The organism is Rhizobium sp. Leaf262 (assembly GCF_001422245.1).
GTDB lineage: Bacteria > Pseudomonadota > Alphaproteobacteria > Rhizobiales > Rhizobiaceae > Agrobacterium.
In genome coordinates, this window is sequence record NZ_LMMM01000001.1 from 616,009 (window position 1) to 634,186 (window position 18,178).

18 protein-coding genes and 1 riboswitch are annotated in these 18,178 nt (G+C 56.6%); of the genes, 13 read left to right on the top strand and 5 right to left on the bottom strand.

Features of this window, described 5'->3' with window-relative positions; genetic code table 11:
* Positions 1 to 14: 14 nt before the first annotated feature.
* Both ASF29_RS02730 and ASF29_RS02735 read right to left on the bottom strand, forming a co-directional pair.
* A complete protein-coding gene (locus tag ASF29_RS02730) occupies positions 15 to 425 on the bottom strand; it encodes a TIGR02588 family protein (protein ID WP_062448264.1) in 411 nt (136 codons plus the stop codon).
* Between the two features lie 7 nt (positions 426 to 432).
* The gene (locus ASF29_RS02735; protein ID WP_062448266.1) at positions 433 to 1,290 is read right to left on the bottom strand and encodes a TIGR02587 family membrane protein; all 858 of its coding nucleotides are present in this window, start codon (positions 1,288 to 1,290) and stop codon (positions 433 to 435) included.
* Positions 1,291 to 1,452: 162 nt separating this feature from the next.
* Between ASF29_RS02735 and minC the strand changes: the two genes are divergently transcribed.
* Genes minC through minE form a run of 3 tightly spaced genes read left to right on the top strand, consistent with a single transcriptional unit; the run spans position 1,453 to position 3,290 of the window.
* Complete coding sequence (gene minC, locus ASF29_RS02740) at positions 1,453 to 2,190, top strand: septum site-determining protein MinC (RefSeq protein WP_062448656.1); 738 nt, start codon at positions 1,453 to 1,455, stop codon at positions 2,188 to 2,190.
* A 30-nt stretch (positions 2,191 to 2,220) separates the two neighbouring features.
* Positions 2,221 to 3,033 (top strand): septum site-determining protein MinD, encoded by an 813-nt coding sequence (minD, locus tag ASF29_RS02745; RefSeq protein WP_062448268.1) that lies wholly within the window; start codon positions 2,221 to 2,223, stop codon positions 3,031 to 3,033.
* Positions 3,030 to 3,290 (top strand): cell division topological specificity factor MinE, encoded by a 261-nt coding sequence (gene minE / locus ASF29_RS02750; protein WP_062448270.1) that lies wholly within the window; start codon positions 3,030 to 3,032, stop codon positions 3,288 to 3,290. Before minD ends, minE begins: the two co-directional genes overlap by 4 nt.
* 68 nt (positions 3,291 to 3,358) lie before the next feature.
* On the opposite strand, the gene ASF29_RS02755 is transcribed toward minE, so the two are convergent.
* A complete protein-coding gene (locus ASF29_RS02755) occupies positions 3,359 to 4,564 on the bottom strand; it encodes an MFS transporter (RefSeq protein WP_062448271.1) in 1,206 nt (401 codons plus the stop codon).
* Positions 4,565 to 4,678: 114 nt separating this feature from the next.
* Here ASF29_RS02755 and ASF29_RS02760 point away from each other — a divergent pair, with 114 nt between their 5' ends.
* Positions 4,679 to 5,518: a helix-turn-helix transcriptional regulator gene (locus ASF29_RS02760; protein ID WP_062448273.1), complete on the top strand. Its 840-nt coding sequence runs from the start codon at positions 4,679 to 4,681 to the stop codon at positions 5,516 to 5,518.
* Between the two features lie 2 nt (positions 5,519 to 5,520).
* Here the strand turns inward: ASF29_RS02760 and ASF29_RS02765 are convergent, their stop codons facing one another.
* On the bottom strand, positions 5,521 to 6,420 hold the full coding sequence (locus ASF29_RS02765) for a LysR substrate-binding domain-containing protein (RefSeq protein WP_062448275.1): 900 nt from the start codon (positions 6,418 to 6,420) through the stop codon (positions 5,521 to 5,523).
* Between the two features lie 95 nt (positions 6,421 to 6,515).
* Here ASF29_RS02765 and ASF29_RS02770 point away from each other — a divergent pair, with 95 nt between their 5' ends.
* The gene (locus ASF29_RS02770) at positions 6,516 to 7,469 is read left to right on the top strand and encodes a choline ABC transporter substrate-binding protein (protein ID WP_062448277.1); all 954 of its coding nucleotides are present in this window, start codon (positions 6,516 to 6,518) and stop codon (positions 7,467 to 7,469) included.
* Between the two features lie 17 nt (positions 7,470 to 7,486).
* Positions 7,487 to 8,995, top strand: a complete 1,509-nt coding sequence (gene betC, locus ASF29_RS02775; protein WP_062448278.1) for a choline-sulfatase — start codon at positions 7,487 to 7,489, stop codon at positions 8,993 to 8,995.
* 106 nt (positions 8,996 to 9,101) lie between these two features.
* Here the strand turns inward: betC and ASF29_RS02780 are convergent, their stop codons facing one another.
* On the bottom strand, positions 9,102 to 10,604 hold the full coding sequence (locus ASF29_RS02780; protein ID WP_062448280.1) for an argininosuccinate lyase: 1,503 nt from the start codon (positions 10,602 to 10,604) through the stop codon (positions 9,102 to 9,104).
* A 316-nt stretch (positions 10,605 to 10,920) separates the two neighbouring features.
* Positions 10,921 to 11,144: riboswitch (cobalamin riboswitch) on the top strand.
* Positions 11,145 to 11,388: 244 nt separating this feature from the next.
* Between ASF29_RS02780 and nrdH the strand changes: the two genes are divergently transcribed.
* The 7 genes from nrdH to ASF29_RS02815 all read left to right on the top strand — a co-directional run bounded on the left by nrdH (position 11,389) and on the right by ASF29_RS02815 (position 18,177).
* Positions 11,389 to 11,613: a glutaredoxin-like protein NrdH gene (nrdH, locus tag ASF29_RS02785; RefSeq protein ID WP_062448282.1), complete on the top strand. Its 225-nt coding sequence runs from the start codon at positions 11,389 to 11,391 to the stop codon at positions 11,611 to 11,613.
* Positions 11,614 to 11,622: 9 nt separating this feature from the next.
* Positions 11,623 to 12,036, top strand: a complete 414-nt coding sequence (gene nrdI / locus ASF29_RS02790) for a class Ib ribonucleoside-diphosphate reductase assembly flavoprotein NrdI (protein WP_062448283.1) — start codon at positions 11,623 to 11,625, stop codon at positions 12,034 to 12,036.
* Positions 12,006 to 14,159, top strand: coding sequence for a class 1b ribonucleoside-diphosphate reductase subunit alpha (gene nrdE, locus ASF29_RS02795; RefSeq protein WP_062448285.1), 2,154 nt, complete (start codon positions 12,006 to 12,008; stop codon positions 14,157 to 14,159). Before nrdI ends, nrdE begins: the two co-directional genes overlap by 31 nt.
* 26 nt (positions 14,160 to 14,185) lie before the next feature.
* A complete protein-coding gene (nrdF, locus tag ASF29_RS02800; protein WP_062448658.1) occupies positions 14,186 to 15,160 on the top strand; it encodes a class 1b ribonucleoside-diphosphate reductase subunit beta in 975 nt (324 codons plus the stop codon).
* A 192-nt stretch (positions 15,161 to 15,352) separates the two neighbouring features.
* Positions 15,353 to 15,985, top strand: a complete 633-nt coding sequence (locus ASF29_RS02805) for a TetR/AcrR family transcriptional regulator (protein ID WP_062448287.1) — start codon at positions 15,353 to 15,355, stop codon at positions 15,983 to 15,985.
* A 172-nt stretch (positions 15,986 to 16,157) separates the two neighbouring features.
* Complete coding sequence (locus ASF29_RS02810) at positions 16,158 to 17,009, top strand: 3-keto-5-aminohexanoate cleavage protein (RefSeq protein WP_062448289.1); 852 nt, start codon at positions 16,158 to 16,160, stop codon at positions 17,007 to 17,009.
* Positions 17,010 to 17,043: 34 nt separating this feature from the next.
* Positions 17,044 to 18,177 (top strand): alpha/beta fold hydrolase, encoded by a 1,134-nt coding sequence (locus ASF29_RS02815; protein WP_062448291.1) that lies wholly within the window; start codon positions 17,044 to 17,046, stop codon positions 18,175 to 18,177.
* The last annotated feature ends 1 nt before the right edge of the window (position 18,178 follow it).

The following is an 18,178-nucleotide window of genomic DNA, read 5'->3' on the forward strand; positions in this document are numbered from 1 at the left end:
TTCTCATGCTTAGGTCATGGCTCAGTGTAGCCAGCCACGCGCAGCTGCAGGGTATCTGTCGAGGGCTGTGTGGTGAAGAACAGCGTGGCCCTGTCGCGGGATTCCGAGGCGACATAATCGAAGGTTACGTCGGCTGTCTCTGCCGCTCCAGCAGCCGGTTGCAAATCTCCCACGACGTGGACTCGGGCGGCTGTCGACTGGGACACGTTGTGTATGTCGAAGGCGACGCGAAAGCCGCCCGATGCCGGTTCGATGGCTGTTACGTTCAGCGTAAAATCAGGGGCACTGTCATCGTAGCGATAGATATCCCAAATCAGCCAGCCGAGAAGCGCAATGACGATGCACCCGCAGAGGCCACCGGTCAGCCACTCGATCCAATGGGGAGAGGATGTCTCAATATGCCCCTTGGCGGAGGATTTGGTCATGATGGCCTCACAAGATCAGCCGCGCGGATGCGGCGCCGATTGCGGCGGGAAAGCCGAGAATAACGATGGCCGAGATCATCTGGGACAGCGACGTGTCGCCCAGGCGCTCGAAGGTCCACAGCGTGTAGGCACTCATCGCAAGCGCGATGACGTAACCCGGCAGGGTAAACCGCACCAGACTGTGCCATCCCCTGCCATTTTCCGCATGCCGATGGCTTCCCTTGAAGTGTAGTGCGTAAACGAAGCCATGCATGATGAGAATGGACAGAATGACGAGAAGAAGAGTGTGGTAAGGCGTGATCTTGTAGCCGATGAGGATCATTTCTTCCGTCGGCGCGACATTCAGATTGAGGAACAGCGCGCCGACCATCATCATGAACAGTTCCATGACGTAGCTGGTTTCCGTGCTTCCCTCATTTTCTTCGTCCTCCTCCTCCGAATGCGCGCCGAGCTGGCTTCGGCCCAGAAGCGCGCCGATGCTGGCGGGCACCGCCTGTAGGGCGACCTTCGCGATGACGTTACTCCGTGTCGCCTGATCGTCGAGGATGCCGAACAGAATGAGGATTGCTGTGCTGACGATGATCGCGAGCCCGAAGGCGATCGCCGCGTCTCGGCAGGCCTCTTTCCAGTCGGCGGTTTTTTCGAAGCCGATTCGGTGTGCGAGGAGAATCAGGAGGGGGATGTTGAGGGCGCAAAGGAGGAAAAGTTTGGTGCGATCGATGTAAAGTCCGAGAAACCACATCTCCATGGTCATGAAGATGGGCAGGGCAAAGAGAAGCGCGCCCCCGGTACCCCGGGCAATGCCCGTCAGGAACTGCCTGGTTTCATCGCCTTCAGACGATGCACTTCTTTGCGTTGATGACATCTAAATCCCCGATATTACAGACATAACTGCAAACTGGGGCTGTCGGTTCCCGGCGGGTTCATCAGGTCCGCAGGTGTTAATTTCACCGGCCTCGAAACGGTCCTGTTAACCCTTTGTTAACCACATTTGCGGTACTCCATTATCAATGATTTGTTTACCAAGATGACCAAAGTGCTAACAGAAACCTCACGTTCAATTCGCATAAAAGGCCGTTCGTTTCTTGCGGTCGTGCTTTCTCCCGAACAGCCCCTGGATCAATGGCTTGAGCGACTGGACGATCTCGCAGCGCGGTCTGCCGGTTTCTTCCTGTCGCGGCCAGTGGTGCTGGATGTTGCGGATCTGAAGCTCGACAAAGCAGGTCTCAAGGGGCTTCTGGCTGAACTCGTCTCGCGCAACGTTGCCATCATGGGCATAGAGGGCGCGCGCCCTTCCATGATCGAGCCCGGCATGCCGCCAGCATTGAAGGGTGGCAAGGCAGCATCGGACGTCGAGGTGGAGCCCGTCTCGCTGGCAACCGCCGAGGTTGCCGAAGAACCGGTAAAGGCACCCGTGACCGAAATCCGCAGCACGGTTCAGTCGCTGATGATCAGCGAGCCGGTTCGCTCTGGGCAATCGGTCATCTTTCCGGAAGGTGACGTCACCGTGGTCGGTTCCGTGGCATCGGGTGCAGAGGTTATCGCGGGCGGATCGATCCATATTTACGGCGCGCTGCGTGGTCGTGCCATGGCGGGTTCGCTCGGAAATGCTTCGGCACGGATTTTCTGCAAGAAGCTGGAAGCCGAGCTGCTGGCCATCGACGGCGTCTACAAGGTGGCAGAAGACATAGACCCGAAACTTCGCGGTCAGGCGGTCCAGCTGTGGCTGGAAAACGATACGATCAAGGCAGAAAAACTCAATTAAGCCGTAAGCGGCAGAAAACAGGAGAGCAGGATGGGGAAGGTAGTAGTCGTTACTTCCGGTAAGGGAGGCGTTGGCAAGACAACGTCGACTGCCGCGCTCGGTGCAGCGCTGGCACAGAACAAGGAAAAGGTCGTCGTCGTGGACTTCGACGTCGGTCTTCGCAATCTCGATCTGGTCATGGGTGCGGAACGCCGTGTCGTCTACGATCTGGTCAATGTCATTCAGGGCGATGCCAAGCTGCCGCAGGCGCTGATCCGCGACAAGCGTCTCGATACGCTGTTTCTGCTTCCGGCCTCTCAGACACGCGACAAGGACAATCTGACGCCCGAGGGTGTGGAGTGGGTGATCGGCGAGCTGAAGAAGCATTTTGACTGGGTCATCTGCGACAGCCCGGCGGGTATCGAGCGCGGTGCGACGCTGGCCATGCGCCATGCGGATGTCGCCGTTGTCGTCACCAACCCGGAAGTCTCTTCCGTTCGCGACTCAGACCGCATCATCGGCTTGCTGGATTCCAAGACGCTGAAGGCCGAACGCGGCGAGCGGATGGAAAAGCACCTGCTGCTGACACGCTACGATTCGGTTCGTGCGGAGCGCGGCGATATGCTCAAGGTCGAAGACGTGCTGGAAATTCTCTCCATCCCGCTGATCGGCATCATTCCAGAAAGCATGGACGTTCTGCGCGCTTCGAACGTCGGTGCACCGGTTACGCTGGCGGATGCAAAATCACCGCCTGCCATGGCTTATTTCGATGCGGCGCGCCGTCTGCGCGGCGAAGACGTTGCGATGATGATCCCCGGCGAAAAGCGTGGCATCTTCGCCAAGTTCTTCGGGAGGGCTGCATGAGCATCTTCGGACTTTTCCGCAAACAGAAATCCGCGCCGCTGGCGCGTGAGCGGCTGCAGGTTCTGCTGGCCCATGAGCGTAACGGCGATGGGAACGAACTGGTGGCTTTGCTGCGGGAGGAAATTCTCGCCGTCATCGCCAAACATGTGCAGATCGACAGCGACAAGGTTCACGTCAAGATGGACAGCGACGAGCATATGTCGTTGCTGGAAATCGATGTCGAGATTCCCTTGTCAGCGCAGTTGCGCGCTGCCTGATCATCGTCTTTCACGACAACAGCCGCCCGGACGAAAGTCCCGGCGGCTGTTTTGTTTGCGTGAAATCTCTATGCTGGTTTGCGTCTGCTGGGCAGTTGCGGCAGAAACACGGTGAGCAACCCGAGCAGCGGCATGTAGGAGCAGACGTGGTAAACGAACTCGATGCCTTCCCGGTCGGCAAAGACGCCGAGCACTGCGGCACCGATGCCGCCGAAGCCGAAGGCAAACCCGAAGAACATGCCGGCGATCAGCCCCACGCGGCCCGGCACGAGTTCCTGCGCAAAGACGACGATTGCCGAAAATGCCGAGGAGAAGACAAAGCCGATCAGAACGACGAGGATGGCCGTCCATGTCAGGTTGGCATAGGGCAGGAGCAGAGCGAAGGGGATGACGCCAAGGATCGAGAACCAGATGACGACGCGCGATCCGAAGCGGTCGCCAATGGGCCCGCCGAAGAACACGCCTGCCGCAGATGCACCCAGGAACAGGAAGAGAAGCAATTGCGCGCTCTGGACCTCAAGACCGAATTTCTCGATCGTATAGAAGGTGAAATAGCTCGAAAGGCTGGCGAGATAAGCGTTCTTGGTCGCGGTCAGGATGAGCAGGACGACGAGTGTCAGCAAGACCTTGTTGCGCGCCATCGGCAGGGCGCGGCTGACGGGCGGGCGTCCCGCATTGCTACGACGATGGCGGCTATACCAGACGCTGACCCAGGACAGCACGGCAAAACCGGCGAGTGCTATCAACGAAAGCCAGCTGAGGCTCTGCTGACCCTTGGGCAAAACGACAAAGGCAGCCAGCAGCGGCCCTATGGCTGTTCCGGTGTTGCCTCCAACCTGGAAGAAGGACTGTGCCAGACCGTGGCGACCGCCTGATGCGACACGTGCGACGCGCGACGCTTCCGGGTGGAAGATGGCCGAGCCGATGCCGATCATGCAGGCGCCGATGACGAGAACGGGAAAGCTGTGCGCATAGGCAAGCGTAATCAGGCCAGCGCAGGTGGACAGCATGGCGACGGGCAAGGAAAACGGCATCGGCCATTTATCCGTCGCAACGCCAACTGCGGGCTGCAACAGCGATGCAGTGACCTGAAAGGCAAAGGTCAGCAGTCCGATCTGGACGAAATCCAGCGCATAATTTTCTTTCAGCAGCGGGTAAAGCGATGTCAGCAGCGACTGCATGATATCGTTGAGCATATGGCAGAAGCTGGCTGCGGCAATGATGGAAAAGGTCGTTTTTTCAGCGCTGAAGCTCGTGCTGGTCACACTCGCCATGGGTTTTCTCCAGAAATGTGCCGCGGTTGGCACTTTTGATTATCGCGATCTTCTACGCGCATTGTCGTCGGCCTGCTTTTGTGGTGTGGTCTAGTTTTTTCGAGAGTGGGCCAAATGCGTAGCCATGAATCGTCTGAGATCAGCGTCCCTGGTGGTGACGACCATAAGGCGATGCTGACTTTTATCGATGGTGCCAATGAAGCGGTGCTGGCACTGCGCCGCACCTATTCGAAGGGGTCGCGGGGCGTCGTCCATTCGCATCGCAAGACCCAGCTGTGGTTTGCCCGCAGCGGAGTAGTGCTGGTCAGCACCGCGAAAGGCCGCTGGATGATCCCACCCGGTCATGGATTGATTATTCCGGCGGGCCTGCAGCATTCCAGCGAAATGATCAGCCGGGTGGAAATGAATTCGGTCTATGTCCATCCCGATGTCATCGCCACTGATCGCCCGCGTGTCGTGGAGGTAACCGTTCTGGCTGGCCAGCTTATCGAGGAACTGATCGACGACGATATCCGGCCAGCCAATGCGCGCAGGCGCGAACTGGTCATGGAACTGCTGATGGATGAGATAGGTCGTCTTCCCGAGCAGCCGCTTGGCCTGCCTTTTCCAACCCATGTCGGCATGGCAGGCCGGTGCCGGGATTTCCTCGAAACACCCGCGGCCAATGCCAGTATCGATGACTGGGCGCAGGCGTTGGGCATGAGCCGCAGGACGTTTACCAGACTGTTTCGAGCCCAGACGGGCGTGAGTTTCGTAACGTGGCGGCAGCAGGCCTGCATTTTCGCCTCGCTGCCACGGCTTGCCAGCGGAGAGGCAATAACGAATGTCGCGCTGGATGCGGGCTATGAGAACGTTTCGGCTTTCACCACCATGTTCCGTCGCATGCTGGGTAGCTCTCCGAGTGCCTATTTGAAATCATCCGGCACGCGACCGATGAGAGGTTTTGTCGAGTAGGTCTATCCTTGCGGGGCTTTCTCCTTCAGCCATTCCACCAGCTTTAGCGTTGCCACCTTGCGGGTTGAGGAGCCTACCAGCCAGTAACCGCGGTCCGGGGCGTCGAGTGTGGGCCCGACACCTACCAGAGCGGTGCTTTCCACGAGGTCATCCACCAGTCCCGCCCAGCCCAGTGCCAGGCCTTGTCGTTCCACCGCGGATTGCACCACCAGCGAATAGGTATTGAAGCTCATGTCGCCGCGTCCCTGTTCAGCGTTTCTGTTCACTCCAATGCTTTTGAAATATTTGGGCCAGTCGAACCATGTCGACGCCCAGTCGCTTTCCAGATGCACGAGTTTCAGGGTTGCGAGATCTGCTGGCGTTATTGCCTCTGGCGGTCTATCCAGAAAACCGGGCGCGCAGACCGGTCTTACCTTCTCGGGCAAGAGCAGCGTTGCGTCGTTCCCTGCTTCCTGCCGCGTTCCGAAAATGACGAGAACATCGTCATCGCCCGCATTCTGCCGAAGCGGGTTCTGGTTGGCCGCAATCTGGATATTGATGTCGGGATATCGGGCACGAAACGCCTGCATGCGTGGAATGAGCCAGAGCGATGAGAAGGCATAGTCCATGTGCAGGCGCACAGTGGGCCTCTCATACGCTTTGAATTCACTGGCCAATTCATCGATCTCAACGACATGGCGACTGATCAGCGCATGTAGCTTCACGCCTTCAGGCGTCAATTCCACACCGCGATGTTGCCTCTTCAACAGGCGCACCCCAAGCTCATCCTCAAGACGCCGTAGCTGATAGCTGACGGCAGGTTGGGTAAGGACAAGCTCCTGCGCGGCTGCGGTAAGACTGCCGCGCTTGCCGATTTCGTGCAGAATTCGCATCCATCCCAAGGTGATCGGTCGTTCAGCCATAAAAAATCCTTTTGTCAGATATCAAAAATTATCCACTTCACGACGCAGATCAATGTGTTGTTGACTAAAAATCTCGAAAATCCTGGAGGACAGCAATGAACCGGAAATCTCGTATGGGTCTGAAGACCGCAGGCCTTCTTCTTCTCGTTGCTGCATTTGCCGGTAACGCACAGGCAGCCGATGATGCCGCCTGCAAGACCATCCGTCTGAGCGATCCAGGCTGGACGGATATTACCGCCACCAACGGCGTCGCGTCGGTCGTGCTGGGCGCGCTGGGCTATGAGCCGGATGTGAAAACACTTTCCGTTCCCATCGGCTATCAGGCCATGAAGAATGGCGAAATCGATGTATTTCTCGGCAACTGGATGCCTGCCCAGAAGTCTTTTATCGATGATTTGAATTCGGCCAAGGCCATAGAGGTCATCGGTCAGAATCTGGAAGGCGCGAAATTCACGCTCGCCGTGCCCTCATATATGGCGGAAAAAGGCATCAAGAGTTTTGCCGATCTGGCAAAGCATGGCGATGAGTTCGACCACAAGATTTACGGTATCGAACCCGGCGCGCCTGCCAACCAGAACATTCAAAAAATCATTGCCGACGAGAAGTTCGGCCTGAAGGGCTGGGAACTGGTCGAATCCGGTGAGCAGGCCATGCTGTCACAGGTGGACCGGGCAGGAAAATCCAAGAAGGGCGTCGTCTTTCTTGCCTGGGCACCGCATCCGATGAACGAGAAATTCTCGATCGAATATCTCTCCGGTGGCGATGATTACTTCGGCCCCAACTTCGGTGGTGCGCAGGTTTACACGCTGGCTCGCACGGGCTGGACGGCGCAATGCCCGAACGCAACGGCGCTCTTCAAGAACCTGAAGTTCGATGTTGCCATGGAAAACAAGCTGATGGGCGAGATTCTGGACGGACAAAGCGCGACGGACGCTGCGACTGCGTGGCTCAAAGCCAATCCGAAAGCCATCGACACATGGCTGGCGGGTGTCACGACGCTGGATGGCAAGCCGGGCGATGCTGCGGTAAAAGCTGCCGTCGGCCTCTGATTCCAGGATAAAAATGCATGACGCGTCAGAATATTCTCATCCTCATGGTCGATCAGTTGAATGGGACGTTTTTCCCCGATGGACCTGCGGATTTTCTGCACGCGCCGCATCTGAAAGCCTTGGCTGAGCGCTCGGTGCGCTTCGCCAACAGCTACACCGCAAGTCCGCTGTGCGCCCCGGCGCGAGCGTCCTTCATGTCTGGACAACTACCCAGCCGCACGCGGGTCTATGACAATGCTGCGGAATTCGCTTCCGATATTCCGACATACGCCCATCATCTGCGCTCGGCTGGATATTACACCGGCCTTTCCGGCAAGATGCATTTCGTCGGTCCCGACCAGCTTCACGGGTTCGAAGAGCGGCTGACGACAGATATCTACCCTGCCGATTTCGGCTGGACGCCCGACTATACAAAGCCGGGTGAGCGGATCGACTGGTGGTATCACAATCTCGGCTCCGTCACTGGGGCAGGCGTCGCTGAAATTACCAATCAGATGGAATATGACGACGAGGTTGCCTATCACGCGACCCGCAAGCTCTACGATCTGGCACGCGGGCTCGATGAGCGGCCATGGTGCCTGACCGTCAGCTTCACCCATCCGCACGATCCTTACGTGGCACGGCAGAAATATTGGGATTTATACGAGGATTGCCCGGCGCTCGATCCTGATGTTGCGTCGTTGCCTTTCGATGAGCAGGACCCGCATTCGCAGCGTTTGCTGGAAGCCTGCGATCATCGTGCATTCGATATCTCTGCCGACCAGGAAAGGCGGGCGCGACAAGGCTATTTCGCCAATATTTCCTATCTCGATGACAAGATCGGCGAAATCCTCGACGTGTTGAAGCGCACGCGAATGGACGAAAATACGACCATCCTGTTTCTCTCAGATCACGGCGATATGCTGGGTGAACGCGGACTGTGGTTCAAGATGTGCTTCTTCGAGGGCTCGGCACGCGTGCCCCTGATGATCTCCACGCCCGGCTGGACCCCGAAACGTATCGATGCACCAGTTTCCACTCTGGATGTGACGCCTACCCTGTGTTCGCTCGCAGGTCTCGACATCACGTCGTTGAAGCGTTGGACCGACGGCCAGGATTTGTCGGAGATCGCAAAGAACGCGGTGGAACGTGGCCCGGTGCCGATGGAATATGCGGCGGAAGGATCGATAGCGCCAATGGTCGCGCTACGCGACGGCCGCTACAAGCTGACGCTCTGCGAGCAGGATCCACCGATGCTGTTCGACGTGGAAACTGACCCTCGCGAGCTTTGCAATCTTGCAGACGACCCGCACTATGGGGATGTGCTCACGTCGCTGATGAGCGAGATGAACAAACGCTGGAATCTGGCGACCTATGATGCGTCGGTACGCGAAAGTCAGGCGCGTCGATGGGTGGTCTACAAGGCTCTGCGAAACGGTGCCTATTACCCTTGGGATTACCAGCCGCTTCAAAAAGCATCAGAACGCTATATGCGAAACCACATGGATCTGAATGTGCTGGAAGAGAACCAGCGCTTCCCGAGATGAAGTAAGCGTAAGGCCCTCCTATCAATCAGGCAGGTTTGGCTTACCGGTGTGAACATGAACGGCTTCAGGGCCGTCCATGTTCACCTGCAATCCACCGATTGACGATCTATTGCTTGGCGGTCGTAAGGCCGTCGAAGTCTGAATCGAGGCGGGCGAGGGACGATGAAATCCGTTCCCTTTTCTGCTTGATCCACTCACTTTGCTCGTCCAGCTTGCCTTTGGCGACAGAAAGCATTCTCTCCATTTCAGCAGGCTGGGGACCGCCAACCGTGGCGCGGTTTCTGACGATGGCCTTGGGATCGAGGGTAGAGCGGAATTCCTCCTCGCTCATGGGAAGTTTGGCGGGAAATTTGCTGCCATCGACGGCCTGCGTGTAAATCTGGCTTGCTTCGGCGTAAGGGAAGTCAAGCGGTTTGATGTTGTTGGCTTTGGCGTATTCGACCACATCCGAGGCGAAGTGGTGGCCAACGCGGAAGGGCAGTTTATACTTGCGCATCAACACATCCGCCAATTCCTGGGAGGCGGTCCAATCGCTGTTGAGCTCTTCCAGCGATCGCTGGGGGTCAACGACGAGAGCACCGAGAATCTTGTTCCAGCCTGCCAGAGCTTTGCGTGCACTGGCCACCATCTCGCTACTTGCGCCAACGTCCTTGGCGTCGTTCATGCCAGGTGTGATGTTGTGCGCCTGAATGACCGTACCGAGTGCGAGCGTGACCGCAGTCGATGCATCCTGTCGCGTAGAGTTTAGCAGACCGGGGTTGCGTTTTTGCGGCATGGCGCTTGAAACATAGGTGTTGCCACCCCCCTCTTGCAGCAAAATCCAGGGTCTGGGCTGAGCATATTGTGTCATGAGGTCTTCGATGAACTGACCCGTATGAAGCGCGATACTTGTGACGATCGCACCGACTTCCACAGGTTCATCGGTCGAAGAGATTTGCGAGGCGTCGTAGGCATTGTCGACAATGGCGGCGAAGCCGAGATAATCGGCCATGCGTGTGCGGTTCAAAGGCCAGCTTGTGCCGTTCAACACGGTCGTCCCCATCGCAGATCGATCAACCCGGGCATAGGTCTCGCGGATGCGCTGTGCATCGCGTTCCAGCCCTGCGGCGTGACCCAGCAGGTAATGGCCGTAACTATTTGGCTGCGCGGCGACGCCGTTGGTGTAATTCGGGACGATCGTTTCCACATGCTGGGCGGCGAGCGAGACCAGCGTTGCCGATGTGTCGTTCAGTTGCCGCGCAAGATCAAGCAGTTCGTCGCGCAATATGGCTGCTCGGAAGGTGGCGTGCATGTCCTGACTGGAGCGCCCGGCGTGCAGCAGGGTGACTTCCGGACCAGCTGCGTCTATCAGCAAAGGTTCGAACGTGATGACGGTCGAAGGCCGCTTGGCGCCTGGCGCGTTGCCATTGTCTATGACCGTTTTGATGCCCGCGGCGATAGACGGAACCAGAGCTTTATCGAGCAGCCCCTCCTGCGAATTGATGATGGTCGTGGCCTTGTTGATCTCGCCAAGCCAAAAGAACTCATCACGAACCTGCGGTTTTTCCGCCAGGGCGCTGGTTGCACACATGCAGAAAGCAGCCGCGGCGGCGAGTTGATTGATCTTCATGAGCCTTCCTTTTCGTCATCTTCATAGGACAGAGACGCACGCGAGCTGGCCAGGCGTGCAAGCTACTGCTGATGAACAGCTTAGGAACCCCAGCTTTAAAGAGCAAGGCTGCAACCGGCGAGCTTTGGATATGAGGGGCTTCTGCGTCTCGCTATGGCAACTCTGAGCACGCGCTTAGTCTTTTCGAGCTATGGAGGCCTGAAAACGCTGCGTCGTTTCTCCCTTTCCAATCGACGACACCCAGATTGTATCATTTATCCCCAGCCCAGTTTGTTCGAACGCAGCCATATTGGTTGACGAAAAAATTGCTTTCTATACTATATATGGTGTTCGAGGTTCTTTCGATTCTTGAGGGTCGAAAGCTAAGACGGGAATACGGTGCGTGATGTCCCTTGGGGCGGATCAAAGCCGAAGCTGCCCCCGCAACTGTAAGCGGCGAGCATTCTCTCAAACAGCCACTGGGGCCGAAAGGCGTTGGGAAGGCGAGATGGATGTGACGACCCGCGAGCCAGGAGACCTGCCTCAAACAGAAACGTCCACGGGCGGGGTGTCCGAAGGTCGCGTTTGCGTGCGGGATGACCCAGTGCGTGCCGCTTCCCCTGACCTCCGCATCAACCACTTCGGGGTGAAGTCAATGCCGCGTCTTTCAGTTCAGTATCCGCGTGAGTAGCCGGCTCTAGAGCCTTTGGCCGATTTCGGCCGTCAACTATCACAAATTTCCCGCACGGGCGTTCCCTACGCCTGATCGATGGTGCACGCCTACATACATCTTACGAGGATACTCATGACCGTTACCGTTTACAGCAAGCCAGCCTGCGTCCAATGCACAGCAACCACTCGCGCTCTCGACCGCCAGGGCATCGACTACACCATCATCGATGTCTCCGAAGACACGAATGCCTACGATCTGGTTCAGGGACTGGGCTATCGTCAGGTTCCTGTAGTCGTGGCTGGCGAGACCCATTGGGCGGGCTTTCGTCCAGACATGATCAGCGCGCTCGCTGCCTGAGTTAGACGCGTGGGGCAGATCGTCTATTTTTCCAGCCGATCGGAAAACACCCATCGCTTCGTCACAAGGCTGGGCATCCCGTCACGGCGAATTCCCATCAGCCTTTGCGAAAGTCTTCACGTCGAGGCCCCCTATGTCCTGATCCTGCCGACTTACGCATGTGAGGGCGGAAAAGGGGCTGTCTCAAAACAGGTGATCCGCTTCCTCAACGATGCGGAAAACCGCGCAAACATTCGCGGTGTGATCGCCGCAGGCAACAGCAATTTCGGTGCGACCTACGGGATCGCCGGCAACGTCATCTCGAACAAGTGCCAAGTGCCGTATCTCTACAGGTTCGAGCTTCTGGGCACTGAGCAAGACGTCGCAAACGTCAAACACGGATTGGAACGATTTTGGACGCGACCACATTCGAAAAGCCCCTGAAGACATCGGAATCAGAGCTGGATTTCCATGCTCTCAATGCGATGCTGAACCTCTACGACGAGCATGGGAACATCCAGCTCGACAAGGATCGGCTGGCGGCAAAACAGTATTTTCTCCAGCATGTCAACCAGAACACGGTGTTCTTCCATAACCTGCGGGAGAAACTGGATTACCTCGTCACCGAAGGATATTACGAACGCGAGGTTCTGGACCAGTATTCGTTCAATTTCGTGCGGGATTTGTTCGACGCTGCCTATGCCAGGAAATTCAGGTTTCCGACCTTCCTCGGCGCGTTCAAATATTACACCTCTTACACGCTGAAGACCTTCGACGGCAAAAGATATTTGGAACGCTACGAAGACCGTGTGTGCATGGTCGCGCTGACGCTGGCGCAGGGAAACGAGGCGCTTGCCCGCGACCTTGTCGATGAGATCATTTCCGGCCGTTTCCAGCCCGCAACGCCGACATTTCTCAATGCCGGAAAGAAGCAGCGTGGCGAGCTTGTGTCATGCTTCCTGCTGCGAATGGAAGACAACATGGAGTCAATTGCGCGAGGCATCAATTCTGCGCTCCAGCTTTCCAAGCGCGGAGGCGGCGTCGCGCTGTCGCTGACGAATATTCGCGAGGCGGGAGCTCCGATCAAGCAGATCGAGAACCAGTCATCGGGCATCATTCCCGTGATGAAGCTGCTTGAGGATAGTTTTTCCTATGCCAACCAGCTGGGAGCGCGTCAGGGCGCCGGCGCGGTCTATCTCAACGCCCATCATCCCGACATCATGCGGTTTCTCGACACCAAGCGGGAAAATGCCGACGAGAAGATCAGGATCAAGACTCTGTCTCTGGGCGTCGTCGTGCCTGATATCACCTTCGAGCTGGCGAAGAACAATGAGGATATGTACCTTTTCTCACCCTACGATATCGAGCGTGTCTACGGCATCCCCTTCACCGAAATATCCGTCACTGAAAAATACCGGGAGATGGTTGCGGATTCCAGGATCAGAAAGAAGAAAATCAAGGCCCGTGACTTCTTTCAGGTGATTGCCGAAATCCAGTTCGAGAGCGGATACCCCTACATCATGTTCGAGGACACGGTAAACCGTGCGAACCCGATCGCAGGACGCATCTCCATGAGCAATCTCTGCTCGGAAATCCTGCAGGTCAGCGACGCCAGCGAATATCATGACGACTTATCCTACAAACTGATGGGCAAGGATATCTCGTGCAATCTTGGCTCGCTGAATATCGCCGCGACTATGGACAGTGCCGACTTCGCAAAGACGATCGAGACGTCGATCCGGGCACTGACGGCCGTCTCCGACATGAGCCACATTTCATCGGTGCCGTCGGTCGAAAAAGGCAATGACGACAGCCACGCTATTGGCCTTGGGCAGATGAACCTGCATGGCTATCTCGCACGAGAGCGCATCTTTTACGGCTCCGACGAAGGCATCGATTTCACCAATATCTATTTCTACACCGTCACCTATCACGCCATCCGGGCCTCGAACCGGATTGCGACTGAACGCGGCATCAGCTTCAAGGGCTTTGAGCACTCGAAATATGCCTCGGGCGAGTATTTCGACAAATACACCGAACGCGATTGGCTCCCTGCGACCGAGCGGGTGCGCGCGTTGTTCGTGACAGCCGGTATCTCGATCCCGACGCAGGCCGACTGGCTTGCGCTGAAAAAGGCCGTCATGACCTCAGGTCTTTATAACCAGAACCTGCAAGCCGTGCCGCCGACCGGTTCGATCTCCTATATCAATCACTCGACATCTTCGATCCATCCCATCGTTTCGAAGATCGAAATCCGCAAGGAAGGCAAGCTTGGGCGCGTTTATTATCCTGCTGCTTTCATGAGCGACGATAATCTCGAATACTACCAGGATGCCTATGAAATTGGTCCCGAGAAGATCATTGATACCTATGCGGCGGCCACCCAGCATGTCGATCAAGGGCTGTCCTTGACACTGTTCTTCCGCGACACGGCCACCACACGCGACATCAACCGGGCGCAAATCTACGCTTGGAAAAAGGGCATCAAAACAATCTATTACATCCGTTTGCGTCAGATGGCGCTGGAAGGCACGGAAGTGCAGGGCTGCGTATCATGCGCGCTGTGAACAAGAACGCTTCGAAAGATCAAGACATGAACATAGCCGTCAAGCCCGCAAGCTGCATCCGTGCCATCAACTGGAACCGCATCGAAGACGAAAAGGATTTGGAGGTCTGGAACCGCCTGACGGCAAACTTCTGGCTACCGGAAAAGGTACCGCTGTCCAACGATATTCCGTCGTGGGCCACGTTGAAGCCTGAGGAGCAGCAGCTGACGATCCGCGTCTTCACCGGATTGACGCTGCTCGACACGATCCAGAACGGTGTCGGCTCGATCCGACTGATGGCCGACGCCTCCACTGCTCACGAAGAGGCGGTGCTTTCCAACATTTCCTTCATGGAAGCAGTGCATGCCCGCTCTTATTCCTCGATTTTTTCCACTCTGTGTTCGACACCAGATGTCGACGATGCCTATCGTTGGTCCGAAGAAAACGAATTTCTGCAGCGGAAATCTGCCTTGATCATGCGCGAATACGAAAGCGGCGATCCGCTGAAGAAGAAAGTGGCTTCCGTCTTCCTCGAAAGCTTCCTGTTCTATTCCGGCTTTTACCTGCCGATGTACTGGTCGAGCCGCGCCAAGCTCACCAATACCGCCGATATGATCCGGCTGATCATCCGTGACGAGGCCGTGCACGGTTACTATATCGGCTACAAATTCCAGCGTGCGGTAGAGCTTTTGAGCGTTGAGCGCAAACAGGAAATCAAGGATTTTGCCTTCGATTTGCTGCTCGAACTCTATGACAACGAGGCGAAATACACACAGGCCCTCTACGACGGCGTCGGCCTGACCGAAGACGTCAAGAAATTCCTCCACTACAACGCCAACAAGGCGCTTATGAATCTTGGCTACGAGGCGCTGTTCCCGGACGAAGCGTGCAAAGTCAATCCTGCCATTCTGTCGGCACTCTCTCCCAACGCGGATGAAAACCACGATTTCTTTTCCGGATCAGGATCGTCCTATGTCATCGGCAAAGCCGTTGCGACGGAGGATGACGACTGGGATTTCTAAATGTGAATGGACGCAGACAATTTGACGCTTGTCTGATTGTCTGCCTATGCCACGGTTTCGCAATCCGTGCCCCCGAATCAGCGGTTCAACACGCCTATGGTGTTTCCAGGTGACGTTCACACTTAGAGTACTAGATACGGCTCGCTCACTGGATTATAGGTGTGCAGGCCAATGCCTGGTGTCGGAGGACGGATGAAAAAGGTCGGGTTGAGGGAAAAAAACAAGGAAGACAAACTGCTTCGCATCAAGGATGCTGCCCTTAGCCTTTTCCTGTCCAAGGGGTTCGATGATACGACAACACGCGAGATTGCCAGTCATGCCGGTGTCGGCATGGGTACCGTGTTCGTCTATGCCGAGACGAAACGCGACCTGCTGTTTCTGATTGTAAACGATGGGCTTGAGGCGTGCATCCTTGAAGCGCGGTCGACCATCCGAGTGGAAAACTCTCTTTTACGCAATCTGCTGATCATCTTGCGGCGTCATTACCAGTATTTTGCTGAAAACCCCGTGCTCTCACGGGCTGCGCTACGGGAAATGTATTTTTACCAGTCCGGCAAACAGGCGGAGCGCTTCAATCGCACCCGGCATGCTCTGCGCCATCTGTTGATCGATCTTATCAGCGACGCAATGGAGCAACGAGCAATTGTATCGCACGAGGCACCCGAGCTGATCGCTCAAGCGGTGTTTGCTATTTATCAGGTCGATTTGCGAATCTGGCTTTCCGAAGACGATCTGGATATCGATCGTGGTACCGACAGGCTACGCCGCCAGATCGAAATCGTGCTCACCGGCCTTTCGCCGCAGGCATCCGCTCTTACCCTGTAAGCGCCCGCAATCTTTATTTTCAAAAATTGAGCATGATCAAATTGACAGCGTGATCGCGATATGCAATTTTTGATCATGCTCAATTTTCTGATGGAGGTTGGATGTTGAGCCGCACGGGTGCCATATCCCGTGACATATAGAGGCGCGAAAGTCGCGCCTTGGGAGGACATCGATGACTGAATTGAACACAACGGCGCCCCGCGACCGTGGCATTGCCATCGCGGTGGCTCCGAATGGCGGTCGCCGCTTGAAGGCAGATCACCCGGCGCTTCCGATCTCGCCAGACGAACTGGCCGAATGTGCCGTCGCATGTCTCGATGCGGGTGCAAGCATGATCCACGTTCATGTGCGCGACGATGATGGTCGTCATTCTCTCGACGTGGAGCGTTACCGCGCCGCTATCGCAGCAATCCGGGCTCGCGTGTCCGATCGGCTTATCATTCAGGTCACGACGGAAGCGCTTGGTCTTTTTAAACCCGCTGAGCAGATCGACCTTGTTCGGGTTCTTCGCCCGGAAGCCTGTTCGATAGCGCTTCGCGAAATCGCTCCTGACGCATCCTATGAGGGCGATTTTGCCGATCTGCTGGCCTGGATGCGTCGGGAGCGCATCGTTCCTCAGATCATTCTCTACGACAGCGTCGATCTGGAGCGCCTTGAGGATTTGCTGCAGCGTGGAGTCATTCCTGCTGACGACATTCCTGTGCTGTTTGTACTTGGTCGCTACACGACGCATCAGCAATCGAGCCCGCTCGATCTCTCGGTTTTCACCAGAAGTGCGGCCGTGCCTTTTGCCCATTGGAGCGTCTGCGCGTTTGGACGCGATGAGGCCGCCTGTGCAGTCTCTGCGGCGCTGATGGGCGGCAATGTACGCCTAGGCTTCGAAAATAACCTTCATCTACCGGATGGGACGACCGCAGCAGACAATGCTGCCCTGATAGCACCTGTCAGAAACAGCCTGCACCTTCTGGGGCGCAAAATTGAGACAGCCGAAACGCAACGTGCGGCGCTGGAGACGATCTGGTGATCGGGCCGCTGAAATTGAGTAATGGAGACGACTGATGCCAGCACCGATCGGTGAATTGACCGGACCAAGATCTCTTGAAAACGCCAAGGACTGGATGCGCGCCCGCCTCGGCAAACGTATTCATCCGCTTGGCCTGACCGACCCGAACACGACGATGGATACCATCGACGCGCTGGAGGGGCTGGATGGTGAAAACTGGGCAAAAGCCTGGATCGCGGCGGGACATGGTTACATGAGAAAGGCTGAGGAGCTGATCTCCACAGGTGATACGACCGCAGCGCGTGATGCCTATTATCAAGCCTATGGGTTCTATTTCCTCGGCCGGTTTCCGTGCCCGAACCACCCGGCCAAGGAAGAAAGCTACCGGTTGGAACTTGATGCCTACGCGAAATTCGGGGCACTCGCCGAACCACCCATCGTGCCGGTCAGCATTCCCTTCGATGCGCCTGATGTGCTCTCGAACGAAATCCGATTTTATCTGCGCAAACCCGTGGGTGTGGAAAAGCCCCCGGTCGTCATCATATGGGGCGGCGTCGATGCCTGGAAGGAGGAGATGACCGAGCTGTCCAACGCTCTGGTTTCGGCAGGTATCGCAACGATCGCAATGGATAATGTCGGTACTGGCCAGTCGCCGCTCAAAGCGCGCCGTGATGGTGAAATCCAGTTCAAACCAGTGATCGAATGGGTATTGCAGGCGGGCGATCTGGATGGAAGCCGCATCGGCCTGATTGGTCGATCCTTTGGTGGCCATTGGTCAACGAAATTGGCGCATCAGTTGCCGGAAAAACTTCGCTGCGCTGTCAACTGGGGCGGCGGTATCCACTTCATGTTCCAGAAGGAATGGGTTGAGGCCTCACGCTATCCCGACAGCTATCTGATGGAGCTTGTCGAGACCCGCAGCCGGATGCTGGGTGCGCAAAACGATGAAGAGTATGTCGACGGTTTCCGCGCCTTGTCCCTCCTCGATCAGGGACTTCTGTCTCAACCCTGCGCCCCTTTGCTGTTGGTCAACGGTAAGGAGGACAAGCAGTGCCCCATAGCCGACATCGATCTGCTTCTTGAGCATGGCAGCCCGAAATCGGTGCGTCTGTTTCCGGGCGGCCATATGGGCTTTGGCCCGCATACCGTTCCCACGATTGTCGCGTGGGTCGGCAATCACCTGAAATGAT